General features: G+C 33.6%; 11 protein-coding genes and 3 pseudogenes. 7 read left to right on the top strand and 7 right to left on the bottom strand.

Translation table 11 applies throughout. The features are described from left to right. Positions 1 to 229 precede the first annotated feature (229 nt). Complete coding sequence (gene pepF, locus ACM6HU_RS01285) at positions 230 to 2,017, top strand: oligoendopeptidase F (protein WP_088094258.1); 1,788 nt, start codon at positions 230 to 232, stop codon at positions 2,015 to 2,017. 36 nt (positions 2,018 to 2,053) lie between these two features. Here the strand turns inward: pepF and ACM6HU_RS01280 are convergent, their stop codons facing one another. Next, positions 2,054 to 3,181, bottom strand: a complete 1,128-nt coding sequence (locus tag ACM6HU_RS01280; protein ID WP_016115574.1) for a serine hydrolase domain-containing protein — start codon at positions 3,179 to 3,181, stop codon at positions 2,054 to 2,056. A 428-nt stretch (positions 3,182 to 3,609) separates the two neighbouring features. Here ACM6HU_RS01280 and ACM6HU_RS01275 point away from each other — a divergent pair. Next, a pseudogene (locus ACM6HU_RS01275) lies at positions 3,610 to 3,795 on the top strand (hypothetical protein); the annotation flags it as partial. A gap of 101 nt (positions 3,796 to 3,896) precedes the next feature. Here ACM6HU_RS01275 and ACM6HU_RS01270 read toward each other — a convergent pair. Continuing rightward, positions 3,897 to 5,126, bottom strand: a complete 1,230-nt coding sequence (locus ACM6HU_RS01270; RefSeq protein WP_275857904.1) for an MFS transporter — start codon at positions 5,124 to 5,126, stop codon at positions 3,897 to 3,899. A 107-nt stretch (positions 5,127 to 5,233) separates the two neighbouring features. Here ACM6HU_RS01270 and ACM6HU_RS01265 point away from each other — a divergent pair, with 107 nt between their 5' ends. The 3 genes from ACM6HU_RS01265 (at position 5,234) to ACM6HU_RS01255 (ending at position 9,840) form a co-directional block, all read left to right on the top strand. Next, positions 5,234 to 6,091: a LysR family transcriptional regulator gene (locus tag ACM6HU_RS01265; protein WP_414847957.1), complete on the top strand. Its 858-nt coding sequence runs from the start codon at positions 5,234 to 5,236 to the stop codon at positions 6,089 to 6,091. Between the two features lie 893 nt (positions 6,092 to 6,984). Next, a complete protein-coding gene (locus tag ACM6HU_RS01260; RefSeq protein WP_016115578.1) occupies positions 6,985 to 8,460 on the top strand; it encodes a protein adenylyltransferase SelO in 1,476 nt (491 codons plus the stop codon). A 1,182-nt stretch (positions 8,461 to 9,642) separates the two neighbouring features. Beyond that, complete coding sequence (locus tag ACM6HU_RS01255) at positions 9,643 to 9,840, top strand: aspartyl-phosphate phosphatase Spo0E family protein (RefSeq protein WP_016115579.1); 198 nt, start codon at positions 9,643 to 9,645, stop codon at positions 9,838 to 9,840. Between the two features lie 266 nt (positions 9,841 to 10,106). On the opposite strand, the gene ACM6HU_RS01250 is transcribed toward ACM6HU_RS01255, so the two are convergent. Then, complete coding sequence (locus tag ACM6HU_RS01250) at positions 10,107 to 10,358, bottom strand: hypothetical protein (RefSeq protein WP_016115580.1); 252 nt, start codon at positions 10,356 to 10,358, stop codon at positions 10,107 to 10,109. A 413-nt stretch (positions 10,359 to 10,771) separates the two neighbouring features. Beyond that, positions 10,772 to 10,984: an alpha/beta-type small acid-soluble spore protein gene (locus ACM6HU_RS01245; RefSeq protein WP_016115581.1), complete on the bottom strand. Its 213-nt coding sequence runs from the start codon at positions 10,982 to 10,984 to the stop codon at positions 10,772 to 10,774. Positions 10,985 to 12,166: 1,182 nt separating this feature from the next. Between ACM6HU_RS01245 and ACM6HU_RS01240 the strand changes: the two genes are divergently transcribed. Continuing rightward, positions 12,167 to 12,325, top strand: a complete 159-nt coding sequence (locus ACM6HU_RS01240; RefSeq protein WP_016115582.1) for a hypothetical protein — start codon at positions 12,167 to 12,169, stop codon at positions 12,323 to 12,325. A gap of 344 nt (positions 12,326 to 12,669) precedes the next feature. Here the strand turns inward: ACM6HU_RS01240 and ACM6HU_RS01235 are convergent. From ACM6HU_RS01235 to ACM6HU_RS01225, 3 genes and pseudogenes are all read right to left on the bottom strand, one after another. After that, positions 12,670 to 13,377, bottom strand: a pseudogene (locus ACM6HU_RS01235) (IS6 family transposase). Positions 13,378 to 13,474: 97 nt separating this feature from the next. After that, positions 13,475 to 15,157, bottom strand: a complete 1,683-nt coding sequence (locus tag ACM6HU_RS01230; RefSeq protein WP_033671334.1) for a tetratricopeptide repeat protein — start codon at positions 15,155 to 15,157, stop codon at positions 13,475 to 13,477. 45 nt (positions 15,158 to 15,202) lie between these two features. Then, positions 15,203 to 15,346, bottom strand: a pseudogene (locus tag ACM6HU_RS01225) (ATP-binding protein); the annotation flags it as partial. 769 nt (positions 15,347 to 16,115) lie between these two features. On the opposite strand from ACM6HU_RS01225, the gene ACM6HU_RS01220 reads away from it, so the two are divergent. Continuing rightward, a complete protein-coding gene (locus tag ACM6HU_RS01220) occupies positions 16,116 to 18,431 on the top strand; it encodes a M20/M25/M40 family metallo-hydrolase (protein ID WP_229161794.1) in 2,316 nt (771 codons plus the stop codon). The last annotated feature ends 261 nt before the right edge of the window (positions 18,432 to 18,692 follow it).

Below are 18,692 nucleotides of genomic sequence, written 5' to 3'. Positions count from 1 at the left end.
AAAAGCCACCTCTTTTTTGAACTACACCCTCTTATTCACACAATAACTTGCCTATACCGAAAGCATAACTTTTTAATAAAGTTATAAAGAAAAGACGCTTTTGGGACACCCCCTCAGTTTGTCGTTTCCGACAAGACTTTTCATCATGCAGCAGGGATTTTTTGCAATTTGTTGTATTTCATAGTTATATAGAGAATATACAAAATATAGATCTAGGAAGGAAATGATTATGACAGAATTTAAAAATAGAATGGATGTATCCGATCAAGAAAAGTGGGATTTAACGGATATTTATAAAACGATTGAAAACTGGGAACTCGATTATCAAAAAATCGAAGGATTAACAGAGGATTTAAAAAAATTTAATGGGACTATCCATGATGGTCAAAGCCTACTTGCTTATCTTACGAAAAGTGAAGAAATATCAAGTTTGTTTAATTTAGTTTATGCTTATGCAAGACTTCAATCCGACCTTGATACGCGCGATACAGAAGCACAGTCCTTTGTAGATAAAGCATCGCAGTTACATGTTAAAATAAGTGCTGCTCGTTCCTTTTTTTCCCCGTTCTTACTTAGTGTCGACGAGAAAACATTACATTCTTACATGGAAGAAAACGAAGGCTTACAATATTATAAAGAAGACTTATTTGAATTATATCGATATAAGAAACATGTTTTAAATAAGGATAAAGAAGAAATCTTATCTCAAATGGGTGAGGCCCTCTCTTCTCCTCAACGTACATACGGAATGCTCAATAACGCAGATATTACATTTGGAGAAGTTACAACTGATAACGGGGATAAAGTGAACTTAACTCGTGGGATGTACTCAAAATTAATAAAAGATGAAAATAGAGATACGAGGAAAGAAGCTTATAAAGCCTACTATCAGCCTTATGTTCAGCTAAAAAACTCTATCGCTTCTACTTTAACAGCAGCTATAAAAAACAATGTTACGATTTCAAAAATTAGAAACTACCCATCCGCATTAGAAAAGTCTCTATTTGGCGATATGGTTTCAAAGGAAGTATACAATAATTTAATTGATACAACTAAAAGAAATATTAAATCCCTACATGCGTATAATCATTTACGAAAAGAAAAATTGCAGCTAGATGAATTAAGACAATATGACTTACATGTTGATTTAGTAAAAGGTGTAAAACAAGATATTCCATATGATGAAGCATTTGAAATCATGCTTACTTCCCTTTCTCCACTTGGTGAAGAATATCTTCAAACGCTTCGAGGTTTTAAAGATCAACGCTATATAGATGTAAGAGAATTACCTGGTAAACGTTCTGGTGCCTATAATTTCGGCGTATATGGTGTTCACCCTTTTATTCTGTTAAATCATAATGATGACTTAAATAGTCTCTTTACACTTACTCATGAATGTGGTCATGGTATGCATACATATTATTCACATAAGTTTCAGCCGAGAATCTCTGCTCATTATTCAATCTTTGTAGCAGAAGTCGCTTCTACAGTGAATGAGATACTCTTAATTCACTATCTATTAAAAGAAGCAAAAGATATAGACGTACGCAAATATTTAATCAATCACTTTATTGATCAATTTAAAGGAACTTTCTTTACACAAGTTATGTTTGCTGAATTTGAAAAGATTACGCATGCAATGGCACATCAAGGTAAACCATTAAATGTTCAAACATTTAATGATGTATATGAAAACTTGTTTAGAGAATACAATGGGGATACGCTCGTATTCGATGAAGAAGTAAAATATGGATGGGCTAGAATCCCTCATTTTTACCGACCATTTTATGTTTATAAATACGCTACCGGATTTGCTTCCGCAATTCAAATTGCAGAACAACTGTTAAACGGCGATCCTATCGCTCAGCAAAATTATATCGAATTCTTAAAAGGTGGAAGTTCCGATTATCCGCTCAATCTTTTAAAGAAAACTGGTGTAGATTTAACAACACCAAAACCAATCGAAAGTGCACTAGATCGTTTCAGTAAACTAGTCGAAGAATTTTCGTCACTGTAATAAAAAAAGCCTCTCACGCTAGAGGCTTTTTCAAATTCATTTTCCTTCTAATAAATCTTTTGCCATCTTCCGAAATTCCTGATTAAATTCATCGGTCATACCGTTTTGAACATTAGAGAAAAGAATAACAAAAATTCGTTTATCCCAATTGAAATTATTAAATGTATTCCATCCAGCTAATACACCATGATTATGGTAATAATCTGGATAAATGTAAAAACTAAATCCATATTTCCTTGCAGGTGATACAGTAAACATATCTGATAAACTTTGTTTGGAAAGAAGTTTGCCCGTCATAATCGCCTCATCTAATCTCTTCATATCTTCTACAGTTGTATACATTTCACCACAACCGTATAGCCAATTCATTCTTAGCCGAGGAGTAGATATGAATTCATTATCTTTCTTTGTATAACCTTCTGCGAAAAATATATCTCCAGGGAATTTTGCCCCCATACCAGATTCATACATTCCAACTGGAGTGAAAATATGTTCTTTTACATATTCAGCTAATGGTTGTTTAGAGATTTTTTCTACAACATAGGCAAGTACCATATAATTATAATCCGTATATCTCCAACCTGTTCCCGCAGGGAATTCAAGATTTTGTGAACCAATCCATGTCACTAATTTTAAACGTGATGCCGCATCAACTTTCCCTTTCCCTTGTTCAGGTAATCCAGATGTATGTGTCAATAAATGTCTTAAAGTAATATTTTTATCCGCTGGGAATGAAGGAATATACTTATTTACATTATCTTCTATATTCAATTCCCCTTTTTCCTGCAACTGCAATATAGACACTGCCACTACTGTCTTAGTGATAGAACCAATACGATATTTTGTTCTTGGCGTTGTTAAGACTTTATCCTGCATATTTGCATAGCCATACCCTTTTCGCAAAATCACATTATTTTGATCCGTCACAAGTACCGTTCCATTAAACCCCTTTTCTTTTAAATATCGGTCTAATTTTTGTGTTGCCCCAGCATAACGATTTCGCTGATTTCTATCTACTTTCGGTGTATCTGTTTCTAGTTTACTAGTAGAATCTGAAAATGCCTTTAAATTCTGCGTTTTACCTTTATTTGTTTGCATGAACATATATACACTTAAGCAAAAAATTGCGATAATAAAGCAAACGATTAAACATCTCTTAAACATACAGGAGCCCTCTTTTTATTCAATTTATACTTGTTACTCTTTTCATTGTTTTATTCTATCTCTATTCATTTAAAAGAAGACTTTAATTTTTGCTTAAATTTATTGAAGAACTATATTCGAGAAATAAACTACATATTACTATTTCATCCTCAATTCTACTACTATAAATTAGCATGTCTCTTGATTATCTATATCTTCCTAAAAAATTTGTATTATTGGAAAGTTATTCAAGAGAAGCTTTCCATACTCAAATTTTTGATCACTTACTATTCTATTTCTTTCTTATAAAATTTCCACCCAACAATCCGATTCATCTCACTAAAATTTTGTTTTTTTATGTAACATTCCTTGCAAACAACATATACAATAATGCCAAAAAAGGTAATCTATTAGCATTCATCGATAAGCAAAATTAACTAGATAATAAAATGTTCAGTTATCGAACAAACAAAAATAACATGGTATTTATCGAGTATTACGGAAAATAAATTATGATTGTCAAAAGAAAAGATGCAGAAAAATTTTCAAGTAAAATAAATCATGCAAACAATAAAAAAGAGAGGAAGCTCATTACGGCCAAAATAACAGGGAATTTCAAAAGAGGAAATGAACGAAAAGAAAATATTAATAAGAATCAAATTCATTTATATGTCATAATATCACCATTTAAAAATTCATATCAAAATTGATTATACATCATATTGCAAAAAAAATGTCATTCGCATGACTTTTTTTTGCAATTTTTCAATAAACTTATTGCTGAAACAAACAGCAATATAGCCATACACATCCACGCCCACGTATACCCTTTGATATCCACTATGAAGCCAAAAACAGGCGGAGCTAAAATAATAGCAATTTGATTTAGCGTAAGTGCAAAGCTAACCGTAATTCCTACTGAATCCTGCCGCGATGTTTCAACAACTTCAACCATAAAAAGACTAAACCACCCAATGCCGAAGAACCCTAATAAGCCGCTAAATAAAAACAAACCCCATACCGAAAAATTATGTATGTTCAGTATCAAAATGAAGATTAAAATAAATGCAGCGACTACAGAAATAAATAATGGTTTCTGACGGTTACCTTTATAGAAAAAATCACTAACTACCGCTAACACAATTCGTCCTAGCATTCCAAAAAACAAAGTAATCGAAAATATTTGCCCTGCCAAAATTGGAGATATGGATTTAGCAGTAATCAAAAATTTTATAAAGTGCCCAATCAATACCATTTGTAATGAGATCATACAAATTCCTGTGAAGAAAATTGGATATAATGCCTTGTTATTCATAACTCCTTTTAACTGTTGTGAAAAAGGCATTACTTTGTTATTTAACACAGGCTCTTTATGAGTAAAAGGTTCCCTATAAAAAACTAAAAATAATGCTCCTCCGGTAATACATATACTCGAAAGGATATATATCGTATATGACAAATTAAATTTTAGAGAGAGAATAGGAACAATAGCTCCTGCCACTGCGCCACCTATAGGAATACCTGCTTGTCTAATCCCCGTAGCCAACCCGCGATTTTCTTTCGGAAACCATTTCAAAATCACTTTACTCCCCCCTGGTTGTGCGGTACTATAAAAAACTCCAACCACCGTAAGAACAAATAACAATCCAGTAAAACCTCTTACTATTTGAATAAGTAAAATAGATCCACCAAGTAATATTGAACTAATCCCAATAAGTAATCTTTCATTATATTGATCAAGCAATCTCCCTATAAAAAGCATGCAAAAAAGAGGACCAATATTAACAGCAGTTAACAACATTCCCATCTGCATATCAGTAAGATGATATATCTCCTTCCAAAAAAATGCTAAAGGTCCGACTCCATATGTTATTAATGTGGCAGTTGCCTGCGTTACTGTTGCTAGCATTAGTACAATCCATTTATACGAACTGCTACACTTCATATTTTTTTCTTGGCTTAACAATTTCATCCCCCCTATATCATTCATTGTAAAAAGGTTCAGATATCATATAAAATGAGTATTAATGATAAAAGATATCAAAATTTTTGATATCTTTAGGAGGAAATCGGATGGATATAAAAGATCTAACTGTTTTTCATGAAGTAGCTAAAGAAGGAAATATCTCTCGCGCGGCTCAAAACTTAAATTATGTACAATCTAACGTGACAATGCGGATTAAACAATTAGAAATCGAACTAGGGGCACCACTATTTTACCGAAATGGGAAAGGTGTTTCTCTAACTTCAAATGGGGAAATTTTATTAACTTATGCAAAGCAAATCATATACTTAATGGAAGCATCTATTAAAGCTGTCCAAAATAACAGATCACATCCAAAAGGAACATTAAAAATTGGATCTACGGAATCTACAACTGCAGTCCGCCTTCCTTCTATTTTGACATCGTATTATGATGCGTATCCTGAAGTTGAACTCATTTTAGAAACTCATTCAACAGAAAATTTAGTTCAACTCGTTTTAGAAAGGAAGCTTGAAGGCGCATTTATTGCTGGCAATATTTATCACCCTGACCTCAATTCAATCTTGTTTCACGGGGAAGAATTAGTACTCATTAGTAAACTACCTCTATCTTCTTTCGATGATTTAGGAAAAATGAATTTATTAGCTTTTAGCCAAGGCTGTTACTATCGTAGCTTATTAGAAAAATGGCTTCATGAAGAAGGAATTTATCCAAAACGAGTATTAGAGTTTGGAACAATTGAAGCTATACTTGCTTGTGTAAAATCAGGTATGGGTACTGCTATCATCATAAAATCTATTATACAAGATCATCAGCATTCTTTAGCGCTAACTCCTTTACCCGAGAGTTTTTCAAGGGTGTCCACTACTTTTATCGTTCGAAAAGATACTTTTCATTCAGGAGCTTTACGTAAGTTTATTGATAGGATTACAGATTCATCATCATGATTATTTAGGTTAGATGCAACTACATATAACAAATCTCCTAGACCAAAAAACCTAAGTCATTTTAATTCGACTTAGGTTTTTAGAAAATCATAATTCGTTTACTTTCAAGTTAACCCTTATTTTTCTTTTAGAACACTATGTAATACATGACTAATATGCTTTATCTTCTTATTAATTGGTTCTGTTAAAGATTTATGTTGATATTTAGCAGAACCAATTCGCTCCTTTCATGTCTTTTCAAACTTACTCATCGTTATAATACATATCCTGTTAATCCCCGGATTTATTCACCAAAAATCTCCATACCTTTAGTATCAGCTTAAAAACCCAATAAAACACAAAAAAGTTAATGATAAACCCTAATAGATTAAATCTCACTATCTCTCCATCGTTATAGAGGGAATTTTCTGCAGGTATACCATGGGAAAGAAACTCCCCATTATTTAGTCCTGTTGTAGGAATTAAGGCAAAGACAATAGCGAAAATCAGACTTATAAAGTACAACTTATTTTTGGTTGAATCCATTCTTTTTTTGTCTCTTAACAAGCAATAAGTTATTAAGAACACGATCCTTTAAAAAAAGTATTCCTTCCATTTGACACCCCCCACTTTTTTAGAGTGTTAAAAAACAGTTATACAATGTTAAAAGTGTTACTATATATCAGAACTATTCGAATAAAATATTATAGTTTATAAAAAACAAGTACTAATACGTTTTTTTCATTGATTAAGGATATAATGTACATAACTACAAGTGAATTATAAAAACAATGCGCACCAATTAATCAATATTAAATTCCAATCTTCTATATTCTCAATAAAATGGAGAATATCATTGAATATTTATATCTATGCTTTATATAACAGAAAAAAACGTAAAAGAAGGAGATACAATGAAAAATAAAAAAGAAACAAAAGAAACCGGATGGAACTTAGACAATAGTTATGCCCGTCTACCGGAATCATTTTTTTCCACCCTTAGCCCAACCCCTGTAGGCTTACCAAAGTTAATCATTCTCAATCATCCTGTGGCAACATCCCTAGGGCTAAACATTGAGGAACTACAAAGCGAAGATGGAGTAGCGGTTCTTGCTGGAAACCGAATTCCCGAAGGTTCTATCCCTCTTGCTCAAGCTTATGCAGGGCATCAATTCAGGCATTTCAACATGCTAGGAGACGGCCGTGCGCTGCTAATCGGTGAACAGATTACTCCTTCAGGTGAACGATTTGATATTCAATTAAAAGGCTCTGGTAGAACACCATACTCCCGCCGAGGGGATGGCCGCGCCGCACTTGGACCAATGCTACGCGAGTATATTATCAGTGAAGCAATGCACGCGCTTGGTATTCCTACTACCCGTAGTCTAGCTATAGTATCAACAGGTGAGTCAATCATACGCGAAACTGCTTTACCAGGTGCAATTTTGACACGTGTAGCTAGCAGTCATATACGCGTTGGCACATTTCAATACGCAGCAGCAAGCGGTTCAGTTGAGGAGCTAAAAATTTTGGCTGACTATACGATTAAGCGTCATTTTCCAGCTATTCAATCACAGGAAAATCCATACCTAGCGTTACTTCAAGAAGTGATGAAGCAACAGGCCAGCTTAATTGCAAATTGGCAACTCGTTGGCTTTATTCACGGGGTAATGAATACCGATAACATAACCATTAGCGGAGAAACCATCGATTATGGTCCTTGCGCCTTCATGGATGAATATGACCCAGCAACGGTATTTAGTTCCATTGACACGCAAGGCCGATACGCCTATGGTAACCAGCCGTATATTGGTGTGTGGAATCTCGCGCGATTTGCAGAATCTCTATTGCCACTTCTACATACAGACCTAGAACAAGCTGCCCAAATAGCCCAAAATACGATTTCAGATTTCGGCACACTGTATGAAAAACATTGGCTCGCTGGGATGCGGACCAAACTAGGTATATTTAACGAAGAAGCAGAAGATAAAGCCCTCATTGATGAGCTCCTTAAAATTATGGAGAAATATCGCGCAGACTATACTAATACCTTCCTTGCTTTAACTTTTGGTACACATAAAGATACCGATTTGTTTAAAAGTCAAGAGTTTACGAAGTGGAATGAAAAATGGCAGGCAAGAGTAAGCAGACAGGAGGAATCGAAATCTTCTTCACATCAGCTGATGCGAGACACCAATCCTGCGATAATTCCACGAAATCACCGCGTGGAAGAAGCATTAGATGCCGCAGTCAAACAAGGGGACTACAGCGTAATGGAACAACTGCTTGTTGTTCTTTCAAATCCTTATGCTCACTCTCCTGAACAGTCTGAGTACTGCACACCACCGGCGCCATCATCCCGCCCTTATCGAACTTTTTGTGGTACATGAGAAAGAATTAAGTTAACACCTTCTCATGATTTACTATTTTTACAACATAATGCTACTCCTTTACCTAATGGAGTAGCATTTTTTCGGTTCTAGTGCAAAATCATTTAATATAGATATAGAGCCTACACAGTTTGTTCAACTACTCTTTTCTCAGCGCTAAATACAATTGATTGTTTTTTCATGATATCTAGTGGTAAATCTAGATATCTATTTTATTAGATAAAGAGAGGCCAGAAGGAATAATAAGATTGTACCAATAACTTTCATTCTAAAATATTTTCAAAATGAAACATCACATAATAACTAAAGCGTTTTGATGTTTCATCATATATGTGTTCGTTCCAGTATATAGTTTCGCTCAATATCAGCAAATAACGATAAGATTGTAACCTTTACTTTAGTAGTCATGTCATCTTTCTTACGGGTATCAATATTATCATTAATAACAATGACTCCAATATCATTTTTAAAAGTTAATTTGCAACGTAATATATGCAACGTTGTGACGCTGTAAATATCAAGTCATAGGGAAGCGTTGCATAAATGCTAATTTTTGCAACGCTTTTCTTAGGCTCATATTACTCGTTAAATGTAAGTAACTTATTTAAATAGTTTTATGCTTAGCGTATAGCGTGCAGAGAAACAGTTAAATTGTATCTAAATGTACGTTTTTTTAGATATATATTCACCTATATATCTAGATAATCTCCACTCCATCTCCATATCAACTACAGATTGTCTCTATATAGTATAGATAGGATCAGTTACCAGCGCTCTTGTAATCAGCGATAAAGAATTCATTTTGTAACATTTACAAAAGAAATTTGAAAGGCATTTAAATAAAGATGTTTCATTAGGTATTTACATAAATTCCATCACAGATTTCGCGATACGGAAAAGCCCATGCAGGACTTTAGTCCGCCTTTAGGCATGAGACATTCTGTTTTTCCTCTTGCTTGGTAGCCATTTGGTGAAACTTTTTTACAAATAATTCAACTATGTTTCAAACCAACAATATTTTCTCTTTTTACAAATTATAGTTAAGAAGTTAGGCTTCAAACTCTTTCCTTTAAAAGTTCATAAAAATGTTTTAATATGTTTAATTATACTGTTTCCTTATTCAAGAAATTAGTCTATAATTTTCTAAGGAATATTATGGGATAGAGGAGTTTATGCAAGAATATGGAGATGAGAAAGTTACATTATTTAATTGAAAAAAGAAAAGAAGAATTAATTGAGCTTGTTAAACACTATGGTTTTTGTCATCCTAGGGTGCTAAAATTTAGCCAAGACCTAGATAAATTAATTATTCGTATGATGAAGCAAAGTGAAATACGTGACATTATTACAAAAGCAAACAGTAATACATGTAAAAAATAAAAACTCTATAATTTCACCTCTTATATTTATATATCAATCTATAAAGAACTTATTTCGTGAAATATTTATAAAATAAATATATTTCTAGATCCTTTTAACTGGTTCGGTTGGGATGTAGGTGTAGGTACAAGCATTAAATAAGAACTGAATTCGTTAAAAATTAACAAAGAAAATTAACATCACTAATAGCAAAAAAGAAGCGGAAACCGCTCTTTTTTGTTCATTCTCTAAGCGTTAGCATAGCAGGTGAGTAGTTCACGAGATGCTCACAATCTAATTTTATTTGAAAGTGAAATCTTATTAATTGTAAATAATGCATAATCTAAAGTTGTAGTTCTAATTAATATACAATCTGATTCACTACTTTGTGTTCCTATCTTTACTAACCTTTTCTTTTCAGGAACATGGTCATTATCTTCAATAATCTCAACAATGTCCTCTAACAGAATATTAATTTCTGCAGTTTGCCATTCAATTGTTAATTGTTCATGTGTCTTTGTTACCTTAATATCTTGCATATAACTCTATTACCTACCTAGTAAATTTAAATTTCATTATAAATCAATGTAACGAAATTATATCAAAAAATTATAAAAACAGCTACATTTTTTTATTCTTAAACAAAGCACCAAATACACGTATCAAAATTCAATTTTTGCACTTTAATCAAACTTTTGTTTAACACATGTGGACGAGACATAAATAGGATAAAGTACTATTCTTTCAGTATGAACACTCTAAAAGAAGAAGTAAAAAGAAGCTACGTCCATATTTTGTTTCTCTCACTGTTTATTATGTAATCTTTTATCTAATAAAAAAAGCACCCTATTGGGATGCTTATAGTGTAAATGTCTAAACATATTCATAAACTAAATACAGACAAAAAATATATATTACTACTTACTGTCATCTGTTATTTCTTCGTATAAAATTAATGAGTGAATCCACCACCAAGTTGTTGTTCAGCCATGGCTACTAAACGTTTTGTAATTTCACCACCAACAGAACCGTTTGCACGAGATGTTGTATCTGGACCAAGCTGTACGCCAAATTCTTGTGCAATCTCATACTTCATTTGATCAATTGCATTCTCAGCACCTTGAATCAATACATTGTTATTATTTCTGTTATTTTTATTTGCCATATGTATCACCTCCTACGTTTTTAATATGCTACGAATCATGGAAAAATATTTATTCCTTTTTATGGTAAAAATATATTTAAAAGTTTCCGTTTATGCTGAATTGGAAAAACAAAAAGAGCTTGTAGGAATCACTACAAGTTCTTTTTAAGGTAAGCTGACAAAAAGGGTAACACAAACTATCTTAACAGGCATATTAGAAAAACATAGGGATGATACTTGATAGATTTATTATATAACAAATATTAACATTTGAAGATTATAATTCTGAAAATTATGCGAATTAAGAAAGCAGATCACTTTATTGCGTTTGCATTCTTTCAACACCCTCTTGTTCATGTAATATAAAATATTTGTTTATAAATCTCTTTATTCGAATGTATAATTACATAAAATTTATACACATTTCGAATAGAGGTGACCATCATGAAAAGTTTTGGCATGTTAGTAAGCTCTACTATCTTTTCAGCGCTCCTGTTATTTTTTAATATCCATTCCTTCTATACTAAATTCACAACAGACAATACATATTATTGGATAAATGGTTTCCTAGCTATGGTATTCCTAATATCCTTTATTTTCAACATGCGAGATATCATCAACAAAAACTACGAAACTTCAGAATCACACTAAGGAGCATGCGGTTCCTTTTTCTATGCAAAGAAAGCAGCGGGTTTACTATCTAGTTTAAATGAACTCGTATTCGTATACACCATCACAAAAGAAACGAATTCAATCATTCCTGTAATGATTGGACATATTTTATATAACCTTTATACATTTATTTAACGAATGATAGTAAATTTCCCTAGAGGATAATATATCTTTGTTAAAGAATAGACCAATAACATTACTTCACGATAAATATAATGGATTATTCCCTTCTCGACTTGCACCTTCACGGAATATTAAAAACAGAATGACCCAAAATTTCACGACCATCATCAAAATTCTTATAAGCCTTTACTGAAAGGAAAAATAAACTTCTTCTCACTGACTTGCCATGTGTGTTACTGCGTATTTGTTTACTTTTGGCAAATGAAGGATTTTCATTCTGTTTAAAGACCCACTATAGTTAAGTGGCTTTTCAATATATCTCTTGTATATTAATTGATCTTAAGTTGTAAAATATCCATTAATAATTACATTGTATGTAAATTTAAACTAGAGAAGGAGCTATATATCATGGATAAAAAAGATCTACGAAATCATCAAATCAACAACATGCCTTTAGATGCATTGAATACTCCGAGTAAGGATCAAGAACAAATGCAAGAATCAGATCAACGGCTAGCTAACGGAAATGAAAATAGACTCATCAAGAGACAAAACAACAAGCTTTAGTTAAGGACGAATAGGGAATTTTTTTGCATAAATAACTAACTGTATAGAAATGAAATTTTCATTTAGGGGGCACTTCAAAATATTTACTTGATGGACATGTATGGTGCCCCCCTAATAGAATAAAATTATCATAATACCTTTTTCTAAAAAAAGATATATAGGTATCGCTGATTCACAGATCTTCTAATCTGCACAATCCTACCAACCGGCACTCGCGCATCATGTATAACTGTCGATGATTTAGAAAAATGCTGGCTGAATTCCCATCTATACCATATTTCGGTTCTGGTGCAAATATATGAAGAAGAACGCGGATAGTAGTAGCTTCCTAGTGAAATCGTATTTTATGCTATAAGTCCAAACACTTGGTGGATGAACTCTTTTTGATTTTGGACAGACTGATTCCGTAAATCAATCTGTCCCCTTTTTATCATATGCATGGCTTCAACACCACTCAATATAGCAGTTGCAGTTTTAAATGACTTAAACCCCAACATAGAACGCACACGTTTCTTAATAAAACGATGATCTTGTTCCACTATATTATTGAGATACCTAACTTGCCTTATCTTTATGCCTTCGGGCATATGTTTCTCCTCTTTCAACGCTTGAATCGCTACAGGATAGGCAGGGTTTTTATCTACTGTTATCACACCAGGTTTAGAAATGTACGAAAAAGCCAAGGCTTTCTTGAAAAAGCGCTTGGCTGCTTGTTTATCTCTTGATTTACTTAGATAAAAATCAATGATATTCCCATCTGAATCAACGGCACGATATAAATACATCCATTGCCCTTTCACTTTAATATAAGTTTCATCGACTCTCCATGAATCATTTGTTGTTTTAAGATGATGTCGTACTTTCTCTTCTAATTGAGGTCCATATTGATGAACCTATCGCATAATCGTTGTGTGAGCTATGGATAAGCCTCGTTCCTCCATCATTTCCACCAGGTTACGGAAGCTCAAATTGTACCGTAGGTACCACCTTACTGTTAATAAGATGAGTTCAGGCTGATAATGCTTCCATTTGAACAAATTTTCCTTTTCCATATCGATCACACACCTTTTTCTAGAGTAATACTATCAGTATGTCCAAGTTTAGGAGATTCTTTGCACCAAAACCCGTATTAACATGTCAAGTCAAATTTCACTCTTTCTGTACACCTTCCATTTTAAACTTATCAAGTAATTCATGATATGTATTTATTTCGTGCTCACTTTTATTCCAATTCTCACCGTAAATATGATTAATTTTTTCCTCTGACATTTCTATGATTGAAGTACTATCATCACTTTTCGTTAATACGTATACCTTTGTTCCTTCTTTATATATTCTTGCAAGATATTCACTTCTTAATTTCTGTATACTTTGTTGTCCCGCCTTTTCCATAACAATAGGCACATAACTATCCGTTATAAATTGACGAAGCGAGTTCTCACTAAAGTCACTTGTTTCTAATGAACCTAGTGCTGACGAAATCATATAAATTAGATCTAGCTCCTCTTGTTTCTGTATTTTATCCTTAGATATAATTAAACTACTCCGTTTTTCTTCATGAATATTCGGCACCGCATTTTCATCCTGATAAGGCTTATAACTCTTCAGCTGTTCTTCGCTAATATTCGGCACATTATTTTTATGTTCTTTATGATAAGGGTTATAGAATTTCCCGACACGCAAAATGAGTAAAAGAGACAATATAATTAACAAACAAATATACCACGTGTTATATCGTGGATATTCAATATTTGAATACGATTGGATTTCCATATGCTCTTCTGGTGATAACTTATTTGTTGAGCCTGTCGTAGGTTTTACTTTATCAACCTTACGCTCCATTTTAGAAATTTCTTGTTCTTTTGTATTTTGATTACTACGTAGATTATCTTTCGCATCGAACGGTGTTCCTAAACCAACTTCTTTGTAAATCTTCTCTTGAATTTTAGAAGAAATGAAATACATTCCAAAAAGTATAATATAAATGCTACTTGCATACCAACCTATTAAATATATAGGCAGCATCCCAAAAACAAATGAACTCAAAAAGTATAAAGAATAATATAAGTTTTTATTCTTGAAATATACAAACGTAAATAACGAACAGAATTTTGAGATAGGTAGCCCTAAAACATGTGCAAACCTTACGGAAAAATCACAAAACCCATTTTTTGTCCCAATCGTCTTCTTATAAATCAAATATGCGTCCTTATTATATGGATCTAGCCGCATCGCTACTTCCGCTAACATCCTTGCTTTTTTAAAATTCCCTTGGTACGTTGCTGCAGTTGCGAACAAAACAAGGTTGATTGTATTTTCCGGATTTAAATTCAAAGCGCGCTGTTCTGCCTTTAATGCCTCCTCTTGCCTTTTAGGGAAAGAAGTAAAAAGAATATACGCATACTTTCCTACATAAATTTCATTTTCAGGTTCCAGCGCTATCGCTTTCTCGAAATACACCAGTGAATTCTTAATGGGTTCAAAACATCTAACAGCTTCACCCATGTAGAAATTAAACTTTCCATTTTCAGGATAGTTTTTTAGTCCAATCTCTGCGAGTTCCCTTACTCTTTTATATTTGTTTTGAGCACAGAAAATATCTAATCCTACCGAGAGCACTTGTTCATTTAAATACTCCAATTTAAGTGCCTTTTCTATATACTTACTCGCATTATCATTATCGTTAAATCCATAAAAATAAACATAACTTAAACAAAGATACGCGGAAGCATCCTCTGCTGCTCCCTTTATTAGCATTTCCGCTTCTTTCATTGCCTGGTCAGCATTGCCAACCTTAAGCAAATGTTGAATTTTTCTAAGATTATCTTCCATCACTAGACTCATCCCTACCCTAATTTTCTATTTCAATCTATTCCTTTACATAAAATCGAGCACCTTATAAAAATCCTTATTTACATTGCTAAATGTTGTATAATTTTTCACTGTTGAAAGCCACCCTAAAGTAGTTAGCTAACGTTTCTTCATCGCTTCTAACAAATCCTCATTTATTATTCCTTCTAGTAAATTCAGCTTTCATAATTCCATATTTATCCGATTATACAAAATTAATATAACAAATAAGGCTTTACCAATTCGTCGTATTTTGTCGACAAAATCACTTATTGTTTGAATTAATGTAATCATCTTAAAGCTTTTTTATTAGACTTCCATTTTCTACATCCGGTTTCCAAAACAAATTAAATTACAGCAGATAAATAAAACCATTTTTGAAAAAAATTGATCAAAACACATTTAAAATTCTTTGCTTGAAGAGATAAATGTAGCTTTGAAATAAAGTTTGATTAAAAATACCTCACAAACCCATATTTTACGATAAAGAAAAAGAATCCATTTTTGAGATTGACTATTTATCTTTCATAAAAAAGTATGATCATTTTTGTGATCTTTCCTCCATTAAAGCGCCCTATACCAAAAGGAAAGGCACAATTCATATTAGAGAATTGCCCCCGATTGCTTAAATAAGATACTTAACTAGGTATATTTTATTTCATCATCCCATTATAAATATAGAGACTATATAACGCAGGTATCAACAAACCAAGAGCAAGGCAAAGAACAGAACAAACCACCACGCTTATTCCAAAAGAACAAAATTCAATCTTATACTACCAAGAATAATAACGGAAATACGGCAGTCATGAAAAAAGGAAGCTGCCAAAACTTGAATTTACTTGCTTTATCTAAAATCGTCCCTGGTTGATTGTTTACACTTTATACTTCGCTAGAAAAAAATTTTCTCAACTTTAAGGAGGAAATTTAATTGGAACCAGTGCCATCTACCCAAACGAAGCTACAAGCTCGTGAAGACACGAAAAAAAATGCACTTATTTTCATTGCTGTTGTGGCTATTCTTATTGGAACTATTTTTGTGAGTTTATTACAACTTCAGCCACCAAAGGTTGTACCAGCTACTGGTTCAGCAAATGAGTTTTCTGCAGAGAGAGCACTCTCCCATTTAAAAGAGTTTGCTGTAAAACCACATCCTCTTGGATCGGTAGAACATGACAGAGTTCGAGACTATCTTGTTCACAGTTTAGAAGAGTTAGGATTAAATCCTGAAATCCAAAAAGCCAATTCTTTAAATAGTATTGGCAGATGGATAGTAGGCGGCACAGTGGAAAACATTGTTGCCAAAATAGAAGGAACGAACTCTACAAAAGCGATTATGCTTGTTGCACATTATGATTCTGAACCAGGATCACCAGGTGCAGCCGATGATGGCGCGGGAGTGGCTGCCATCTTAGAAACAGTAAGGGCCTTAAAGGAAATGGCACCTCTTCAAAACGATGTCATTATACTCTTAACAGACGGAGAAGAAAATGGATTACTTGGAGCAAAAGCATTTGTAGAGGGACATCCTTGGGTAAATGATGTCGGATTAGTGTTAAACTTTGAGGCACGGGGAAACGAAGGTCCCTCTTTTATGTTTGAAACAAGTGATAACAATAGTTGGCTAGTTAAGGAGTTCGTTCAAGGTACTTACACACCTGTCACTCATTCCTTCCTTTATAGTTTATATAAGCAAATGCCAAATGATACTGATTTCAGCGTGTTTAAAGAAGCCGGTCTTAAAGGATTAAATTTTGCCTTTGGTGATGGGGTTAGCCATTATCATACAACCAGCGATAACTTTCAAGAGCTAAGTTTAGAAAGTCTCCAGCATCACGGCGAATATATGTTACATCTTGTTACCCATTTTGGAAACGTCGATCTCACTCAAACTCATGAAGGGAATCAAGTTTTCTTTAACATTTTGGGTTCCAACATGATTACCTACTCAGACAAACTTGTCATTCCGATTATGCTGTTGGCGGTTATTCTTTTTGCCGTTACGGCCGTACATGGATATTGGCTTAAGAAACTATCCCTTCTTGGAACATTTGCAGGTTTTCTTGTTTTCATTATTGGCATCATCGGGTCTTTTGCCATCGGATCAGGATTATGGTCCGTACTCACCTTTATTTTTACGGATCAAGAATGGTTAATGGGAACCGATAAGACGGTTGGTACCCTTTACTTCATCAGTTTTTCCATTATTATCTTTGCTTTCTTGACTATCCTTTATGGGTTGGCTCATAAAAAAATCAAAACAGGCAGCTTAATGATGGGTGCCTTATTTCTTTGGTTAACCCTTTTAGCTGCCTCGAGTTTTCTGCTCCAAGCAGGCAGTTATGTGTTTGCGTGGCCACTATTATTTGCTCTAATCTGCGTCAATATTTTGATTCGTTTAGATGAGCATTCATGGAAGAGTTATCTTGTTACAGCTGGTTTTGCCATCCCGGCATTTCTTATTCTATCACCAGTTATTTATCTCTTTGAAGGACTCATATCCATGCATATGGCTGGTGTGCTCATGGTCCTTGTTTCTCTTTTAGGTGCCATGCTGGTATCTATTTTCACCACCTTAAAAATAAAATTCAATTGGGTGATACCATCCATCTTCTTAGTTACAGGATTATTGGTCATGATCACTAACAGTATCAGCCTAAATAACATGCCGACAGCAGAACATCCACAAGCAAGCGATATTGCTTATTTTATGGATGCAGATTCAAACAAAGCATATTGGGCAGCCCGTCAGCCATTAGATGAATATACATCGAATTATATTAATGAAAATGTGAAGAAAGGCCATACGTCAGAATTTTTTCCTATTTTAAACTGGGATGCAAGTTATACCCAGGCTGATTTATATAGCATGGAAGCACCTAGTGTGACGGTATTATCTGATAAGGTTGAAGGTGCCAAGCGGACAATAGAATACCAATTGAAAACGAATCGCAATGCTGAAGAATTGTTAATGGAGTCTTTTTCAACGATGAATGTATCTCAACTGATCATCAATGGAAAAGAAGTGGAGTTGAAGCAAAAAGAATTCACAAAGGAATCGCCATTTGAATTCAATTACGTTCTAGGTCAAGCCGAAGAGTTACATGTAAAGGTAACCGTAAATGCTAAGGATTCTATAGAGTGGATGATAGCCGATCGTTCTTACCGCATTCCAGAATCAAAAGGGGAACGGTCGCCAAAATACAGTACCTATGGGGATAATTCATACATCATGAAAACGATTAAACATTACTGACCATTAAATAAAGGCCGACATATACAATGTTTGATTCTCCAAACTAGTATATGTCGGCCTTTTAATACGATTGACTGCTTGTAAAACATCGGGAGGTATTTGAATGGAAATTAAATAATGAATGCCATTTAAATGGTAAAACTTGAACAATAAAACTCAATTACTTATGATACGGTTCACCACCATTAAGCTTAAACTAATTTACCTTCTGTAAAATCGGCAACTCTCCCTCAACAATCTGGCCCGATTATGGAACAAGAA

Origin of the sequence: Bacillus sp. IT-79MI2 (assembly GCF_949768135.1) — a bacterium.
Taxonomy (GTDB): domain Bacteria; phylum Bacillota; class Bacilli; order Bacillales; family Bacillaceae_G; genus Bacillus_A; species Bacillus_A pseudomycoides.
The sequence above is the reverse complement of the archived record's forward strand: the minus strand, read 5'-3'. Positions and strand labels throughout refer to the sequence as shown.

Coding starts and splice junctions, on each gene's coding strand:
- ACM6HU_RS01240 (WP_016115582.1), top strand. CDS start 12,167: ATGGATAAAAAAGATCTACGAAATCATCAAATCAACAACATGCCTTTA.
- ACM6HU_RS01245 (WP_016115581.1), bottom strand. CDS start 10,984: ATGGCAAATAAAAATAACAGAAATAATAACAATGTATTGATTCAAGGT.
- ACM6HU_RS01265 (WP_414847957.1), top strand. CDS start 5,234: ATGGATATAAAAGATCTAACTGTTTTTCATGAAGTAGCTAAAGAAGGA.
- ACM6HU_RS01230 (WP_033671334.1), bottom strand. CDS start 15,157: ATGGAAGATAATCTTAGAAAAATTCAACATTTGCTTAAGGTTGGCAAT.
- ACM6HU_RS01260 (WP_016115578.1), top strand. CDS start 6,985: ATGAAAAATAAAAAAGAAACAAAAGAAACCGGATGGAACTTAGACAAT.
- pepF (WP_088094258.1), top strand. CDS start 230: ATGACAGAATTTAAAAATAGAATGGATGTATCCGATCAAGAAAAGTGG.
- ACM6HU_RS01280 (WP_016115574.1), bottom strand. CDS start 3,181: ATGTTTAAGAGATGTTTAATCGTTTGCTTTATTATCGCAATTTTTTGC.
- ACM6HU_RS01250 (WP_016115580.1), bottom strand. CDS start 10,358: ATGCAAGATATTAAGGTAACAAAGACACATGAACAATTAACAATTGAA.
- ACM6HU_RS01255 (WP_016115579.1), top strand. CDS start 9,643: ATGGAGATGAGAAAGTTACATTATTTAATTGAAAAAAGAAAAGAAGAA.